This window comes from Nocardia sp. FBN12 (genome assembly GCF_054031145.1).
In genome coordinates this window covers 352,983-368,968 of record NZ_CM132926.1, presented here as the reverse complement: position 1 = coordinate 368,968, position 15,986 = coordinate 352,983, and the positions used below count along the sequence as shown (strand labels likewise).

13 protein-coding genes are annotated in these 15,986 nt (G+C 68.7%); 10 read left to right on the top strand and 3 right to left on the bottom strand.

Features of this window, described 5'->3' with window-relative positions; genetic code table 11:
• Positions 1-116: 116 nt before the first annotated feature.
• The 6 genes from ACWZHB_RS02010 to ACWZHB_RS01985 all read left to right on the top strand — a co-directional run bounded on the left by ACWZHB_RS02010 (position 117) and on the right by ACWZHB_RS01985 (position 7,716).
• The gene (locus ACWZHB_RS02010) at positions 117-2,240 is read left to right on the top strand and encodes a RecQ family ATP-dependent DNA helicase (RefSeq protein WP_427906236.1); all 2,124 of its coding nucleotides are present in this window, start codon (positions 117-119) and stop codon (positions 2,238-2,240) included.
• A 76-nt stretch (positions 2,241-2,316) separates the two neighbouring features.
• Positions 2,317-2,706, top strand: coding sequence for a hypothetical protein (locus ACWZHB_RS02005; RefSeq protein ID WP_427906235.1), 390 nt, complete (start codon positions 2,317-2,319; stop codon positions 2,704-2,706).
• A gap of 214 nt (positions 2,707-2,920) precedes the next feature.
• On the top strand, positions 2,921-3,367 hold the full coding sequence (locus tag ACWZHB_RS02000) for an EXLDI protein (protein ID WP_427906234.1): 447 nt from the start codon (positions 2,921-2,923) through the stop codon (positions 3,365-3,367).
• A 28-nt stretch (positions 3,368-3,395) separates the two neighbouring features.
• Positions 3,396-5,570, top strand: a complete 2,175-nt coding sequence (locus ACWZHB_RS01995; RefSeq protein WP_427906233.1) for an MMPL family transporter — start codon at positions 3,396-3,398, stop codon at positions 5,568-5,570.
• A gap of 70 nt (positions 5,571-5,640) precedes the next feature.
• Entirely contained in the window at positions 5,641-6,600 is a 960-nt protein-coding gene (gene ligD, locus ACWZHB_RS01990; protein ID WP_427906232.1) for a non-homologous end-joining DNA ligase, read from the top strand.
• Positions 6,601-6,765: 165 nt separating this feature from the next.
• Positions 6,766-7,716, top strand: a complete 951-nt coding sequence (locus ACWZHB_RS01985) for a D-isomer specific 2-hydroxyacid dehydrogenase family protein (RefSeq protein WP_427906231.1) — start codon at positions 6,766-6,768, stop codon at positions 7,714-7,716.
• Here the strand turns inward: ACWZHB_RS01985 and ACWZHB_RS01980 are convergent.
• Together ACWZHB_RS01980 and ACWZHB_RS01975 are read right to left on the bottom strand one after the other, a co-directional pair.
• Complete coding sequence (locus ACWZHB_RS01980; RefSeq protein WP_427906230.1) at positions 7,710-10,622, bottom strand: helix-turn-helix transcriptional regulator; 2,913 nt, start codon at positions 10,620-10,622, stop codon at positions 7,710-7,712. The genes ACWZHB_RS01985 and ACWZHB_RS01980 overlap by 7 nt on opposite strands.
• A gap of 52 nt (positions 10,623-10,674) precedes the next feature.
• Positions 10,675-11,496 carry a DUF5602 domain-containing protein gene (locus ACWZHB_RS01975; protein ID WP_427906229.1) on the bottom strand — a complete coding sequence of 274 codons (822 nt, stop codon included), beginning with the start codon at positions 11,494-11,496 and terminating at the stop codon, positions 10,675-10,677.
• A gap of 195 nt (positions 11,497-11,691) precedes the next feature.
• On the opposite strand from ACWZHB_RS01975, the gene ACWZHB_RS01970 reads away from it, so the two are divergent.
• From ACWZHB_RS01970 to ACWZHB_RS01955, 4 genes are all read left to right on the top strand, one after another.
• Positions 11,692-12,423: an ESX secretion-associated protein EspG gene (locus ACWZHB_RS01970; RefSeq protein ID WP_427906228.1), complete on the top strand. Its 732-nt coding sequence runs from the start codon at positions 11,692-11,694 to the stop codon at positions 12,421-12,423.
• Between the two features lie 36 nt (positions 12,424-12,459).
• On the top strand, positions 12,460-12,834 hold the full coding sequence (locus ACWZHB_RS01965; protein ID WP_427906227.1) for a hypothetical protein: 375 nt from the start codon (positions 12,460-12,462) through the stop codon (positions 12,832-12,834).
• On the top strand, positions 12,831-14,276 hold the full coding sequence (locus ACWZHB_RS01960; RefSeq protein ID WP_427906226.1) for a hypothetical protein: 1,446 nt from the start codon (positions 12,831-12,833) through the stop codon (positions 14,274-14,276). Before ACWZHB_RS01965 ends, ACWZHB_RS01960 begins: the two co-directional genes overlap by 4 nt.
• A gap of 189 nt (positions 14,277-14,465) precedes the next feature.
• Positions 14,466-14,828 (top strand): VOC family protein, encoded by a 363-nt coding sequence (locus tag ACWZHB_RS01955; protein ID WP_427906225.1) that lies wholly within the window; start codon positions 14,466-14,468, stop codon positions 14,826-14,828.
• A gap of 26 nt (positions 14,829-14,854) precedes the next feature.
• Here the strand turns inward: ACWZHB_RS01955 and proB are convergent, their stop codons facing one another.
• Positions 14,855-15,970: a glutamate 5-kinase gene (gene proB / locus ACWZHB_RS01950; protein ID WP_427906224.1), complete on the bottom strand. Its 1,116-nt coding sequence runs from the start codon at positions 15,968-15,970 to the stop codon at positions 14,855-14,857.
• Between the last annotated feature and the right edge of the window lie 16 nt (positions 15,971-15,986).

Here is a 15,986-nt window from a genome sequence, read left to right as displayed (position 1 = left end):
TCTCCTCCCCCACGGGCCGATTCACCGGGTGATCGAGCACGACCGGCCACCATCGCGCGGAGGTGGTTCTGTACCGCCGATCAAACTTGTCGGTGGGACAAGGCAGCATGGGCCGCATGACCTCACCCGCAGGCAACGATGTGCTCGACCTGACGGCTCCTGACCTGCGCGAACGAGCCGAGGAGCTGCTCCGTGAGCTCGCCGGGCCCGACGCGCGGTTGCGGGAGGACCAGTGGATCGCGATCGAAGCGCTGGTGGTGCAGCGCAGGCGGGCGCTGGTGGTGCAGCGGACCGGCTGGGGTAAGTCGGCGGTGTACTTCATCGCGGCCAAGTTGCTGCGCGGTGCGGGGCGGGGGCCGACGGTGATCGTGTCGCCGCTGCTGGCGTTGATGCGCAACCAGGTGGCGGCCGCCGAGCGCGCCGGGGTGGTGGCGGCCACGATCAACTCGGGCAATGTCACCGAGTGGGACGAGATCCATCAGCGGGTGGCCGACGGCGAGGTCGACGTGCTGCTGGTGAGTCCGGAACGATTGAACAACCCCGACTTTCGCGATCAGGTACTGCCCCGGCTGGCCGCCGATGCCGGGCTCGTCGTGATCGACGAGGCGCACTGTGTATCGGACTGGGGACACGACTTCCGGCCCGATTACCGTCGTATTCGCACGCTGATCGCCGACCTGGGATCCGAGGTGCCGGTGCTGGCGACCACCGCGACCGCCAACGACCGGGTGGTCACCGATGTGGCCGGGCAGATCGGCACCGACACGCTGGTGTTGCGTGGCACGCTGGATCGCGAGTCGCTGCATCTGTCGGTGGTCCGGTTCGACGACGCGGTCCAGCGCACGGCGTGGCTGGGTGAGCAGCTGCATCGGATGCCGGGTTCGGGGATCATCTACTGCCTCACCGTCGCGGCGGCCAACGATCTGGCCGACCTGCTCAACTCGCACGGCCACACCGTCGCCGCCTACACCGGCCAAACCGACCCGGCCGAACGTGAGGTGCTCGAAGCAGCCCTGCTGAACAACGAGGTCAAAGCACTGATCGCGACGTCGGCGCTCGGGATGGGCTTCGACAAACCGGATCTCGGATTCGTCGTGCACGTCGGGGCGCCGTCCTCGCCGATCGCCTACTACCAGCAGGTCGGCCGTGCGGGCCGAGGCACCGAGCGCGCCGAGGTCGTACTGCTGCCGGGGCCCGAGGACGCGCGGATCTGGAGCTACTTCGCCTCCGTCGCCTTCCCTCGGGAGCACATCGTGCGCTCGGTGCTCGCCGCGCTGGACAGCGACCGGGCGATGTCGACGGTGGCGATCGAGCCGCTGGTCGAGCTGAATCGATCACGCCTCGAGATGGTGCTGAAGGTGCTCGATGTCGACGGTGCCGTGCGCCGGGTCCGCGGCGGCTGGCTCTCGACCGGCCAGGACTGGACCTACGACACCGAACGCTACGAGGGCTTGGCCGCGGCACGCGACGCCGAACAGCAGGCGATGATCGACTATCAGGCGACTGCCACCTGCCGGATGACCTTCCTGCGCCGCCAACTCGACGATCCAGGCCTGGACGGGCTCGCCACCTCGGACCTCGATTGCGGCCGCTGCGACAACTGCACCGGCACCCGCCCCGACACCACCGTCGACGACGCCGCGATCGCCGCCACCCGAGCCCGCCTCGACCGCCCCGGCCTCGACCTCGCTCCCCGCAAACAGTGGCCGAGCGGTATGGCCAAACTGGGAATCCCGTTGTCGGGCAAGATCTCCGGCGGCGCCGAAACCGGCCGCGTCCTCGGCAGGCTCACCGACCTCGGCTGGGGCATGCGCCTGCGCGCCCTGCTCGACGCCCCCGACGCACCGGTGCCCGACGCGGTCTTCGACGCCTGCATCGCGGTCCTGCGCGACTGGACCTGGGCCACCCGCCCCACCTCGGTCCTTGCCCTCGAATCCCCTCGTTATCCCCAGCTCACCACGAGTCTCGCCGAGCGCCTGGCGCACATCGGCAGACTCGACAACCTCGGCACTCTCCACACGAGACCGGACCGCCCCCCGGTCTCCGCGGCGAACTCCGCCCACCGCGTGGCCGGCCTGTTCGACTCCTGGGAGCTCCCCGACCTCGCCGACGTCAATGGCCCCATCCTCCTCGTGGACACCCTCACCGATACCGGCTGGACCATGACCGTCGCCGCCCATGCCCTGCGCACCAGCGGCGCCGACGCGGTCCTGCCTTTCGCCCTGGCCACTCCCACCTGACCCGCCCACACGCCAAAACCCCCAACACGCCGCCCAGATTGTGTGCACCCACCGTCACCAGTGCTTGAATGCGCCTATGACCAGGACCACATTTGCTCGAACCCTGATGGCCGTTGCCGCGGGCTGTGCGGCCGGATTCACCCTCTTGACCGTTCCCGCCCAGGCGTCGAACGAGAACCCACTCGACTGCGCGGGCGTGCCAGGCGCCCAGGCCGCCGCCGACCGCGAGAGCGCCATCCGCGGCATCGCCATCACGCCGCTGTGCTTCAGCGGCGGCCTCTACAGCGGTATCCACGCCGGCATCCCGCTGGCGGTGTTCAACCCCCTGACCATGCCCGGCACCGCGAGTGTGTGCGTCGCGGAACGTGAAACCGTCGAGGCGGCAGCGAAGTTCGAATGGACCGAGCAGGTCCATGTGATGCCGATGTGCATCCAGAACCGGGCGTTCGGCGTCTACGAGCTGTAGTTTCGCCCGCGACGGAGCGGTCCGCACGGAAGTAGTTCCGTGCGGACTTTTTTTGCCTCTTGCTCTATACGTATACATCTACTTATAGTGAGTCGAACGGAACGTACGACCACCACAACTGCACACAGACCCACGACGACGGCCCGGAACGAGGGGTACGCCGCTCGTACACCCATGCCCATATGCGCACTGCCTTATCGAATCGGAGCGAACGATGACCGACGCCACGCACGACACGGACACCGCCGCGGTGGACACCACCAAGCCGACTATCACCGACAACGACGACTTCGCCCCCGTCACCGTGAAGGTAGGCCCCGGCGGCGGCCGCACCCAGCGCTTCACCGGCCGCAAGGTCGGCGAATCACGCCAGGTCACCCGCAAAGCCATCGAAACCGTCCGCGTGTACGTGACCCGCAAGGGCAACTTCCTGGTGCACAAGCAGACCGCCGCGTGGTCGGACTACAACGAGCTCGGCGACTGGACCGAGGACTGGAAGAACTGGCGCTCGATCCTCGGCAAGGGCGAACAGAGCTGGGGCGACTACACCACCCAGGTGGTCGACTCGCTCGACGCACTGCGCCCGCTGGTCCCACCGAAGGTCCATCTGATGATCGTCGACCGCGTCGAGCACCCGCTGAACCACGACCTCGACGTCTGAGAATCCAGGCCGGAAAGGACCTACCACCATGTTCGCCAGACTGGGACGCGTCGTCGTCCATCATCCCTGGAAAGTGATCGGGCTCTGGGTGCTCGCGATCGTCGCCGTGTTGTCCACGGCGCCGACGCTCACCGCGACGACCGACCAATCCGAGTTCCTGCCTTCACATTACGAGTCGATCCAGGCGATGAAGCTGCAGGAGCGGGCATTTCCGCAGCATGCCGCACCCGCCGCCCTCATCGTGGTGGTCCGCGCGGACGGCGCGGCGCTGACCGAGGACGACTCGACCGCGGTCACCTCCGCCGCCGCCGCACTCACCGCACGGAATATCGAGGGCGTCACCGGCATTCAGGTGACACCGCCATCGGAGAACCGGCTGGTCCAGGTCATCGCGGTGCAGATGACCAAGCTCACCGACGCCGCCGACAAGACCCAGGGCGAGGCGGTGAAGAGTCTGCGCGAGCAGCTGAAAGAACAGGTGCGTGACACCGGGTTGAAGGCAGGCATCACCGGCACCGCGGCGCAGACCCTCGATCAGACCGAAGAGGGTGAGAAGGGCATGGCGATCATCGGCATCGCCACGATCGTGCTGATCCTGGTGCTGCTGCTGATCATCTTCCGCAGTCCGGTCATCGCGTTGCTGCCGGTGCTCACCATCGGCGCGATCTCGAGCATGGTCAGCGGTCTGATCGCCATGGCGGCCAAGGCTTTCGACCTCGATATCGACACGTCGATCAGCGCGATTCTGCTGGTGGTGCTGTTCGGCGTCGGCACCGATTACATCTTGTTCCTGATGTTCCGCTACCGCGAACGGCTGCGGGCGGGCGACGATCCGAAGACCGCGATGGTCAATGCCGTGACCCGCGTCGGTGAGGCCATCACCTCGGCGGCGGCCGCCGTGATCATCGCGTTCATGGCGCTGACGCTGTCGAGCCTCGGCATGTTCCGGGCGATGGGTCCGGCGCTGGCGATCGCTGTCGCGGTGGCGCTACTGGCCGGCCTCACACTGGTACCCGCGATCGTCTCGCTGCTCGGCACCAAGGTGTTCTGGCCATCGAAAGCGTGGCAGGTCGAGCCGAGGGGCGCCCGGTTCGGCGCGATCGGTGCGGCGATGGGCAGGCGACCCGGCGTGTTCGCCGTCGCCTCCGGCGGTGTGCTGGTGGCGCTCGGGGTGTTCGCGGTCGGCTTCAATCCGACCTTCGACCTGAGCTCGGGCTCCACCTCCGACGCCTCCGAGTCGGTCGTCTTCACCACCGAGCTGCTCGAGGGCATGCCCGCCGGTGCCACCCAGCCCTCGGACGTGCTGCTGCACTCACCCGGCGGGCCGCTGGGCGACGACCAGCTCGCGACATATCGGACGGCACTGACCCAGGTCGACGGCGTCGGCCAGGTCGGGCAAGCGCAGCTGTCGCCGGACCGGACGATCGCGAACTTCCAGGTGACGCTCGCCAACGCACCGGAATCCGATGCCGCGCTAGACACGGTGGCCGGTCCACTCCGTGAGGTCGCGCATCAGGCAGCGCCCGCGGGTGCCACCGCGGCGGTCGGCGGCATGACCGCGGTGTACGTCGACTTCAAGGACGCGATGAATCACGACTACGCGATCGTGTTCCCGGTGGCCGCGATCCTGATCATGCTCGTGCTGGCGCTGCTGCTGCGCAGTCTCGTCGCGCCGTGGTACCTGATGGCCTCGGTGTTCCTCGGCTTCGCCGCGACCCTTGGTGCGACGGTGCTGGTGTTCCAGCAGATCCAGGGTGAGAACGGGCTGATCTTCACGCTGCCGGTGATCATGTACCTGTTCGTCGTCGCGCTTGGCACCGACTACAACATCCTGATGGTCGCCCGCCTGCGGGAGGAAGCCCGCGAGGGGCACACCCCACGCGAGGCGGCGGCGCTGGCCGTGCGGCACACCGGGCCGACGGTGGCCGCGGCCGGGTTGATCCTGGCAGGCACGTTCGCCTCGATGATGTTGGCGGGCAACAGCACGCTGTCGCAGATGGGCTTCGCGATCTCGGTGGGCATCGCGATCGCCGCGTTCGTGATGGCGCTGTTCTTCACCCCAGCGGTGACCGCGCTGCTCGGGCGACGCGCGTGGTGGCCCGGCCACGGCGGTGACAGCGACGAGGACGCGAAGTCCCGTTGGGCTGAGCACTCCTACGCCGAGAGCTACTACACACCGCCGACGGAGAACAGCCGCTGGTAGACACAGCAGCACCACGCGACGCAGGTCCGCTCCCCGCCGGGGGCGGGCCTGCTCGTCTATCGTTGGGCGGGTGGCCAAGTCTGCGGCGCCTGCGGTCGAACTACCGGTGGGTGAGCACACGGTGCGGGTCAGCAATCCCGACCGGGTGTATTTTCCCGAGCTCGGGGTGACCAAGCTCGACCTCGTGCGGTACTACCTGAGCGTCGGGGACGGGATCGTCAACGCGCTGCGGGATCGGCCCTGCATGCTGCACCGATTCCCCAAAGGGCTGCCCGGCGGGAAGGTCCATCAGAAGCGGGTGCCCGCGGGTGCGCCGGACTGGATTCCGACGGTGCGCGTGTACTTTCCGCGCTACGGCAGGCACGCCGACGAGCTGTGCGTGCAGGAGCTCGCGGACGTGATCTGGGCGGTGCAGATGTCCACGGTCGAGTTCCATCCCTGGAATTCCCGGGCCGCCGATACCGAGTCGCCCGACGAATGGCGCATCGATCTCGATCCGATGCCGGACTGCCCGTGGTCGCGGGTGCAGCGGGTAGCCGGGGTGGTGCACGAGGTGCTCGACGAACTCGGGGCGGTCGGCTGGCCGAAGACCTCCGGTGGTTCGGGGCTGCATGTGTATGTGCGGATCGCACCGGAGTACGGCTTCCAGCAGGTCCGGCGGGCCGCGCTCGCGTTCGCGCAGGAAGTGGAGCGACGCGCGCCCGAGGATGTCACGACGGCCTGGTGGCGCAAGGATCGCGATCCGGCACAGTTGTTCGTCGACTACAACCAGAACGCGCGCGACCACACCATCGCGGCCGCCTACTCGGTGCGCGGCGTCCCGGAAGCGACCGTGTCGACCCCGGTGCGCTGGACCGAGATCGACGACATCACACCGCGTGATTTCACCGTCCAGACCGTGCCCGCCCGCTACGCCGAACTCGGTGACCTGCAGGCCGACATGGACAAGGCCGTTTTCGACATCGCACCCCTGCTGGAACTGGCCGACCGGCACGGCACCGAAGAGCCCGTCGACCTCGACGAATCGTGAGCCGCCCGGCCCGGACACCGCCGCGCACGGGACGGGACGGGGAGGGTGCGGCGGCGCCGTCGACAGCGACGAGGAAGAATCAGAGTCCGGGACCGCACGCGGTGCCGATGACAGCGCTCGAGCCGCAGTGCGGCGCAGACTCACCGATCGACCCAGGAGGTCTCTGTGCAGGAATCCGCGACCACGATCGCGCTCGCCCCGGATCAGCCGGCGCCGCGTTTGCTCGAGAAGGCGGTCGTCGGAGCGGGCGCTCTGGTCGGTGAGCTGGCGGAGGCCGACGCACTGATCTGGACCGGCACACCCGGCGACTTTCCGGTGAGCCTGCCGTCGTCGGTGCGCTGGGTGCAGTTGCCCGCCGCGGGGATCGAGGACTTCTTCGACGCCGGTGTGTTCACCGCGCACCCGGACGTGCGGTTCACCTCCGCGGCCGGCGCGTTCTCGCACAGCGTCGCCGAGCACGCGCTGATGCTGTTGCTGGCCGGTGTGCGGTATCTGCCCGAGCAGTTGCGGGCGACGTCGTGGCAGCAGCGCGAGTTCTTCCCGCACGTCGGGTCGTTGCGCGGGAAGACCGTGACGATCGTCGGCGCGGGCGGGATCGGGCGCGCGCTGATCCCGATGCTGGCGCCGCTGGGCGCGCACGTGATCGCGGTGAACCGGTCCGGCCGCCCGGTGCGTGGTGACGGCATCCCCGCCGACGTGGAGACGGTGCCGAGCGATCAGCTCGCGCGGGTCTGGTCGCACACCGACCACGTGGTGGTCGCGGCTCCGGCGACGGCGCAGACCCGCCACCTCATCGGCGCGGACGAGCTGGCCCGGCTCAAGCCGTCGTCGTGGGTGATCAATGTGGCCCGTGGCAGCCTGATCGACACCGACGCGCTGGTCGACGCGCTGACCGGCGGGTTGATCGGGGGCGCCGGGCTCGACGTCACCGACCCGGAACCACTGCCCGACGGCCACCCCCTGTGGACGTTGCCGAACGCGATCATCACCCCGCACGATTCGAACCCACCCCAGCTGCGGCTGGCGGCGTTCGCCGATCATGTCGGCGCGAATGTGGCGCGGTTCGTCGCGGGCGAGCCGCTGGACGCGATCATCGACACCTCGCGCGGCTACTGAGAGGTCCGGCCGCTCACCCAGGCGGCGATCTGGCTGCGTTTGGCGAAGCCGAGCTTGGTGAGGATGTGCTGAACGTGGTTCTGGGCAGTACGGTCGGAAAGTACCAGGGCACTGGCGATCTCGTGATTGGTGAGGCCGCGGGTCACCAGATCGGCGACCTCGCGTTCGCGTGGTGTCAGCGCGATGCAGCTGATTTCGCGTGCGGCGACAACGTGCAGGCGCTCCACCCACGGACACATGCCGAACGAGACTGCCTGCGGCACAGCCCTTTTCGCGATAGTGACGGCCTCGACCGGGTCGCCGTCACGAAGTAGCAGCTCGGCGAGTTCGCAATCGGCTTCGACGGCGAAACCCGGAGCCCCGATCGCGCGAGCGGTCTGCGCGGCGTGGCCCAGTTCGGTGCGAGCCGTGTCCGGATCGTCCAGTGCCCCAGCGAATTTTCCCAGCCACAGCGTGACCGGGCCGAGGTAGTGCGCGTTTCCGCCACCACCGGTGACGTGCATGCCCCGGAAGGGGTCGAGTCGCTCACGGAAGTAGTCGACGTCATCGGCGAGCCCGAGCGCGGCGGCGATCGACCCGCCGACCGCGAGCACATTGAGCCGGAAATACGGTGGTATCGACCACTTCCGGGGTGGACCGAGGCTGCGATAGAACGGCTCGGCTTCCGTGATGAGCCCGCTGTCCACCATCGGAAACGCGGTGCCGAGGGCGGCGAACAGCAGATTGCGCACTTCCCCGCGCGCCGGCGCGCCGGGACCCGTCAGCGCTTCATGTCGATGGCCGCGGTGATGGCCGACGACGGCCAGCAGCGCCCGGTGCGCACCCTCCCCCGCCGGATGCCCCAGCTTCGCGGCGAGCGCGTGCGCCTGCCCGCCGAGCTCGAGCGCATCCTCGAATTCGGCGTGCGCCTGAGCCAGCGCGGCCTGCGCGATGAGCAGGTGCCACCGCGACATCGGCCCACCGGTGCGGTCCGAACACCAACCCAGACAGGACAATTCGCCGGTGATCTCGCTCAGATCCCCCTGCTCCCACAACGCATCGATGCGCCACAATCGGCCCCACATCTCCACGGCGGGATCCCGCGCGCGTTCGCCCGCTTCGATCATCCGGGCGGCGAGGACACGGTGTTCGTCGCGGTGTTCGGGTCCACTGCGGGCGAGTTGACGGGCCCGCAGCGCGGCGGCGAGCACACCGGGATCGTCACTGCGATCCGCTGATTCCAGCGCGGCCCTGCTTGATTCATCGACACCGCCGAGATTGCCGAGGTAGACCGCCGCCTCGGTGGCGCGGGCCAGCAACCGTGCCCGCAGCGATTCGGGCAGCACGCCGACGGTCGGCGCCTCGGTGGCCGGTGTGCCGGGCATCGAATCAGCGTCCGCTACGGCGGGCATGCCATCGACGGTCGGCGTGCCGATCGGAGCATCGGCAGTCATGCTGTCGGGCCAGGTGTCGGCGGCCAGCGCTTCGGCACAAGCGTCGGCGATATCGCGATCCCAACTCCGGTCGCCGATCGGCTCGAGGACCAGCGCGGCTTCGGCCAGTAGCACAGCGGCCTTGTGCCGGTCCTGTGCGGAATCGCCAGCCCCACAAGTGTTTTGTCGACCCCGGGCCGCGCGCGCTACTGCCTGCGCGGCAGCGCAATCCGATTTCGCGGAAGTCAGGTCGCCGGCGCGGGTGGATGCGGCCGCCCGTTGGAGCAGCAGGCCGCCCCGGTCGATCGGATCGACGTCGGCGGCGTGCGCCAGGGCCAATCCGTAGAGCCGCACGGCTTCCTCGAACGCCAACTCCCGCAGTGCGACATCGGCCGCCCGGCGCGCCCAGCGTACGGCTGGTTCGTACGCCCCACCCACGGCGGCGTTGGCCCAGTGCCAGGCCAGGGCGGCCGAATTCGACTCCACCGCATCGGGATACAGCTCTTCGATGGCCAGCGCCGCCCGCTGATGCAGCACCACGCGCTGCTGGAGCGACAGTCCGTCGAGCAGGGCGGCGCGCACCAGCGCGTGGGTGAAACGCACCGCGCCCGGTTCTTCGCCCGGCACCAGCAAACCGGCCTCGATCGCCTCGTCGACCGCGGCCAGGCACTCCGGGATCGACCGCTCGACGAGCCGTGCGACCACCGCGATCGTGAACCTTTCACCCAGGATCGACGCGGCCCGTAGCAACTCTCGCGCCGACGTCGAGCGGGGTGTCATGCGGCCGCGCACCACCTCGCGCAGGCTGGTGGGCAGACGGAGCGCGTCATCGGTGGAGCCGCGCAGGGAACGACCGAGTTCACGCAGGTAGAAGGGGTTTCCGGCGGTCATATCGAAGGCCTCGCCCGCCAGCTGGTCGGGAAGATCGCGGCCCGCTTCGATCCGCAGGCAGTGCGCGGAGTCGGCGGGCGAGAGTCCGCGCAGGGGCAGCGACCCCGCTACCGGTTCACGCAGCAGGTCGGGTTTGATGGTGGTCCAGCCGGGGCCCGCGGTACCGGAGCATTCGGTGGCGCACACCATGATCCGACGCTCGCGTGAGGCACGCACCACGTAGAGCAGGGCTTGCAGCGATGGCTCGTCGGCCCAGTGGATGTCGTCGACGACCAGCAGAACTCCGGATGTCGCACCGTCGAGACCCGCGGCGAACCCGTCGAACAGGGCAACTCGGTCGGCGCCGGGAGCAGGCGTGCTGGTGCCGAGAGCCTGATGCCACAGCCAGAACGGCGGGGTATCGGGCAGTTCCAGGGCACGGGCCCACAGGGTGCGCACGCCGTCGCGTCGCGCGCGCCCGGCCAGTTCCGCGACGAGGCTGGTCTTGCCGACGCCCGCCTCGCCGGAACAGATCACCAGTTGCGGCGCACCGCGCACCGCGTCGTCGAGCCGACCCAGCAGATCGGCCAGTTCGCCGTCACGTCCGATCAACTCGGTCGTCACACCTCACCTCCGAGTATCAGAGCATACTCGCAGGTGAGGGGCTATAACAGGGCTATGAGGCGGTGCGCTCGGTCAGGCCGCCAACCGAAACTACGTACTCCTTCGCTTGATCGTCGAACTCGATCGAATAGGTGGTCGGGTAGCGGGTCGAGTGCTGGTAGGCCGCTGGTTGGGTGATGTCGCCGGTGAACGATGGCTTGGTGAGCAGCCAGGCCCTGGTGAACATCGGCTCGGTGAAGATGTACTGGCCGTCCCACGCGCCACTGATCAACGTCTGGGTGAAGTCGAACTCGCCGGGAACCACCGGTTTCGTGCCGTCGACCCAGTGCACGCCCATCGCGGGCACCGCCTGTATCTCGATCGGTTCGGGCAGGGTGGTGTAGCCGGTCGGCATGTACTTCGCGTCGGGCTTCACGGCCGCCTTGGCGAGGAACTGCGGATCCTGCGGGCTGATCGCCTGCACCGCGGCATCGTCGATGAAGTAGAAGTGCGTGTCGAAATGCGGTTCGTCGAAGACGCCGACCGGTGGGTGGCCGTGCGGGACCCAGTCGAAGGTGAGGTGGTTGACCACCGTGCCCTCGGCTTCCTTCGGGAACGCCATGCCGGGGCTGGCCGGTGGCGGCCCCTCGGGCAACGTGGCGGGCATCGGCAGGCCGTCGAGCGCCGACTCCTGGATGCGCAAGCCGAGCTCGGTGGGATGGCCGTCCTTGTCGGTGGTCACGTAGGTGCGGATCTGGCCGTTGCCCATGGATCGTTCGTCGCCGTAATAGGTTTTCGGGCCGGAATCGTCAGTACACGCGGCCGCGGCGGCCAGGACGAGCGCGGCCGCCAGCGCCGTGGTGAGTGTTCGCGCGCGCCGCTTGATATCGGACATGACCGCTCCCTTCGACGGGTCTGCCCTGACGGTAGAAGCCACGCAGGACCTGAGCGTCCGCCGAAATACTCATCTGAGGTACTCATAGCGGGCAAAAGATTCCATTCGACAGTGACGGGGTCTGATCAGTAGGCCGGAATCGGACACAGCGGGTTAGGCTGTCCCCGTCCTGGTTCGGTAAGGATGGGATCGGCAATGGGATGGACCTTCACCGCTGACGAATTCGCGCACGTCTGGCGGGAATCGGGTCGCGATCGCATGCCCTTTCCGCTGCGCGTGCTCGAGTCACCGCGCACCGAGCACGACGCGGCCCGGCTACGCGCGGGCCTGGACGACCGACTACCCGGGGGCGACCCCGACGTCGCCGCCTGTCTGCGGATCATCGCCGAACCGCACGCCAGGGTGGTGCTCGTCGGCGGCGCCCATACTCCCGGCAGCGAAATCCGGTTGCTCGCCTGCGCGGTCTACGACCGTGCGGTGCTGGTGGTGCAGGAACCGAGTACCCGGCCCGACTACGGCGGCAACGTCCGTGTTTCGATCGGGCACACCGCGGGGATCGGCGCTCGCGTGACGGCCTGTCTGCCCGATACCCCGCCCGGACGCGAACCCGCGCGTGAGGCCGCGACCGACGCGGTGCGCGATGAGGAAACCGTGCTCGCCACCCATCCCGCGGTGCCGCGCATTCAGCGATTACTGCGCAGGCCGCACACCGCCGAGGGCCACATCCGGATCGAAACCGGGCTCGACCGCGCGGTGCCGAATCCGCCGGTGCACTACAGCTGGATCGACGTGGCCAATGACGGTCGCTACCTGCTGCGGGCGGGCGAAACCGTGCACGTGGTGCCGGCGTCGAGCGGTCAACTAGCCGCACAGTTACAGCGAAGATTGGTGCCGGCGCACAGTTCGCACAGCAGAAGGTCCGGCTAACCTGGACTCCACCGCATCATCTGGAGGGGAGACGCGATGACGATCGAGAGCAGCAGAGCCGAGATCTCCCGGTTCCGCAGCGCCGCCACGGCGGGGACACTCACATTCGACCCCGATGCCGCGCGCAAGTGCGCCGACCTCTACGAGCAGCAGGCCGAGCACCTCGCCCAGCTGCGTCAGGGGCTCGAGAACGCTGCCGAGGCCGAGGGATTCGGCGGATTCGTCTCCGCCCAGCAGTTGCAGGCGGGCTTCGCGCACAAGGCCCGCGACGCCGCCGAGCTGCTCGACCGCTACATCGAGGCGGCCTACCGGATGAAGGAGGCGTTCCTGCTCAGCGCGGGCCTCTACGAGGAAGCCGACGCCGCCGCGGCCGCCGCCTTGCGCGCCGTCGACACGAGGGTGCGCGGATGAGCACCGACCCCACCTATATCAGCGCGATGGAACATTTCGAATCCATGCCGCACGAACAGATCTACGCGCGCACCCAGCAGATCGACGCCGGGGCCATTCTCGGCGCGTCGATGACCTGGCTGGAAACCGCCGCCACCCTCACCACCTCGATGCCGCTGACCAAATCCAGTGCCGACCGGGTGATCAACGAAACCGGCTGGTCCGGAACCGCCGCCGATGCCGCCGCCGCGAGCACCCGCAGCTTCGCCGCCTCGATCGACGAACTCGCCGTGGTGATGGCCGAAGTCGGCGCCCGCCTCGGTGGTGTCGCCGCGGCCGCCGAAGCCGTGAAGCTGGCCGTTGTCGCGCCCGGCGGGTCGGGCCCGATCGGGGCGATCGCCCGGCTGCTGGAGAGCGCGCAGGTGATCGACGCGCAGATGGCGGCCGAGGCGTTGCGCCAGGAGGCGGTGCTGGCGATGAACATGATCTACAAGCCGTCGTATTCGCTTGCCGGAACCGGCGTCCCAGCGTTGCCCACGGCGCCCGGGGAAACGGAATCGCCGTCGAGCCACGGAGGTTCACCCGCACAGAACAACGGTTCGACGCCCAGCCCTGGCACGAACCCCTCTGCACCACAAGGCAATTCGCCGGAATCATCACAGAACCCGGAATCCGGCACGACACCCGGTGACACTCCGGCGCCCGGCGAAGACCCCGCACCCCGAACCCCCGCACCGGCAGAAACTCCCGCACCCCAAGGCCAGGGCTCAACTCCGCAGTCTCCGACATCGGAGACACCCACTCCCACCACCGAAGCGCCCGCGCCCCCCACCGAAGCGCCCGCGCCCCCCACCGAGCCACCCGCGCCGTCGACCGCGCCCGCACCAACTGCCGAAGCGCCCGCACCAACTGCCGAAGCGCCTGCGCCCCCTGCTGAAGTGCCTGCGCCGTCTACCGAACCGCCCGCCCCGAGCAGCCAAGCGCCCATCACTCCGCCGACGAGCGCACCCAGCGAAGCCCCCTCCCCCTCGCAGCCGAACCAGCTACCGACACAGCAGGATTCGAACCCGCCGGCCCCGAAACCACCGGCAGCAGAGGCTCCCCAGCCGACAGAACCCCCCGCGCCGACTTCGGAACAGCCTGCGCCACCACCGATCTCGACAACACCACAACCGCCCGCCACCGAGCCGGCGCCACCGCCGCAAGCCCCGGCGCCGGAACCGCCCGCCCAGCCGAACGTTCCCGCGCCGACCTCGGAGCTACCAGCCTCACCAGCCCCACCCGGTCGCCAAGCACCACAACCACTTCCGCTACCAGGCATGCCCGACATGTCCGACCCAGGCGGTCAACCCGGCGTCACCGGCCCGGTTCCCGGCGCCGACGTGTCACCATCGCAGCCCGCCACCCCCAAGGCGCCACCCCCCGAGACCGACCAACCGGGCGTCGTTCCGCAGCAGCGGTAGACCGCCACAGCGCGCCCAGCCCCCGAGCCCGACCCAACCTGGCGGCGCAACGGTGCACACGACCGAGCCCGAGACGGGCGCTGTCGGCCGCCCGAAAAGGAGTCGAGCCGGGCTACGACAGTGCGGTTGGATAACTACCTGCGGCGGGCCGCCGCGCGCCAGCGAACATGGATGACAGAGGAGTGGACGATGCCGATCGCCAAGCTGCGAGGCGTGACTCTGGACTGCGCCGATCCCCGGGCTCTGGCCCGGTTCTACCGAGAGCTGACAGGCATGCAGCTCTGCTATGACAGTGACGAGTTCGTCGCCCTGACCGATGGTTCGGGTTGCGACCTGGGCTTCCAACGGGCGGACGGATACCGGGCCCCGCGGTGGCCCGGTCAGGATGTACCGCAGCAGTTGCACCTGGACCTCAGGGTCGAGGACCTCGACGCGGCGGAGGAGTCGGCGCTGGGGTTCGGCGCGGTCAGGCCGGACCACCAGCCCGGCGGCGACCAGTGGCGGGTGCTGGTGGATCCAGCCGGTCACCCGTTCTGCCTCGTCCTCGGCTGACCGGTCGACGAACGCCCGAACAGAAGTCAGACCTTGACCAGATCATCCGCGTGGATCACCGGACGTTGCATCGTGTCAGGAAGATCAGCCGTAGAGCGCCCGAGCATAGGGCTGAGCTCGGCACTGTCGTATTCGATAACACCCCGAGCAACGATCTCATCATCGGGACTGACCAGGTCGACAACGTCACCACCGAAGAAGCGGCCGCGAATGCCGGTGATGCCCGCAGCCAGCAGCGAATGCCGCTGAGCTACCGCGTCGACAGCGCCCGCATCGAGCAGCACCGCACCACGCGGGTCAGCAGCATGCCGAACCCAGAACTTGCGACCGGACAGCCGAATCGGGCGAGCGGCGAACGCGGTACCGACCGCACCATCGGTGAGCGCGGACGACGCGTCGGCGGCCGAGGCAAGCAGGACCGGAATGCCGGCGTCGGCGGCGAGCCGGGCAGCGGAGAGCTTGGACGCCATACCCCCGGTCCCGAGCGCACCACCACTACCCGCGATGACCCCATCGAGGTCAGCACTACTACGCACCTCGGGAATGAAGTTGGCGGCCCCCTTGCGCGGATCACCGTCGTAAAGCCCCGCCACATCCGACAGCAGAATCAGCGCGTCAGCACCCACCAGATGCGCAACAAGAGCGGCGAGACGATCGTTGTCGCCGAAGCGGATCTCCTCCGTGGCAACCGTGTCGTTCTCGTTCACCACCGCAATCGCACCGAGCGATCGCAACCGGTCGAGCGTGCGCTGCGCATTGCGATGATGCTCGCGCCGAGCGAAATCATCTGCGGAGAGCAGGATTTGGCCGACCGTGCGCTCATAGCGAGCGAAGGAGGTTCCCCAAGCATGAGCGAGAGCCAGCTGGCCGACACTGGCCGCGGCCTGCTTGGTGGCCAGGTCCTTGGGCCGCTTCGACAGCCCGAGCGGTGCGAGCCCCGCACCGATCGCGCCCGAGGACACGACCACCACATCCGACCCCGCCCGCATCCGCGCTTCGACCGCGTCGGCCAGCAGGTCGAGGCGCGCGGTGTCGAGACCACCTTCGAGGCTGGTCAATGCCGACGAGCCGATCTTCACCACGACGGTGCGCGCCGACACGATCGCCGCGCGTCCCTGACTCAGCTCCGAACCCACCTGCATCGTTCAACTCCCTGCA

Bases quoted from the DNA above. Each gene is read 5' to 3' on its own strand.
- ACWZHB_RS01995 (WP_427906233.1), top strand. From the start codon at position 3,396: ATGTTCGCCAGACTGGGACGCGTCGTCGTCCATCATCCCTGGAAAGTG.
- ACWZHB_RS02010 (WP_427906236.1), top strand. From the start codon at position 117: ATGACCTCACCCGCAGGCAACGATGTGCTCGACCTGACGGCTCCTGAC.
- ACWZHB_RS01975 (WP_427906229.1), bottom strand. From the start codon at position 11,496: ATGTCCGATATCAAGCGGCGCGCGCGAACACTCACCACGGCGCTGGCG.
- ACWZHB_RS02000 (WP_427906234.1), top strand. From the start codon at position 2,921: ATGACCGACGCCACGCACGACACGGACACCGCCGCGGTGGACACCACC.
- ACWZHB_RS01965 (WP_427906227.1), top strand. From the start codon at position 12,460: ATGACGATCGAGAGCAGCAGAGCCGAGATCTCCCGGTTCCGCAGCGCC.
- proB (WP_427906224.1), bottom strand. From the start codon at position 15,970: ATGCAGGTGGGTTCGGAGCTGAGTCAGGGACGCGCGGCGATCGTGTCG.
- ACWZHB_RS01970 (WP_427906228.1), top strand. From the start codon at position 11,692: ATGGGATGGACCTTCACCGCTGACGAATTCGCGCACGTCTGGCGGGAA.
- ACWZHB_RS01955 (WP_427906225.1), top strand. From the start codon at position 14,466: ATGCCGATCGCCAAGCTGCGAGGCGTGACTCTGGACTGCGCCGATCCC.
- ACWZHB_RS01960 (WP_427906226.1), top strand. From the start codon at position 12,831: ATGAGCACCGACCCCACCTATATCAGCGCGATGGAACATTTCGAATCC.
- ACWZHB_RS02005 (WP_427906235.1), top strand. From the start codon at position 2,317: ATGACCAGGACCACATTTGCTCGAACCCTGATGGCCGTTGCCGCGGGC.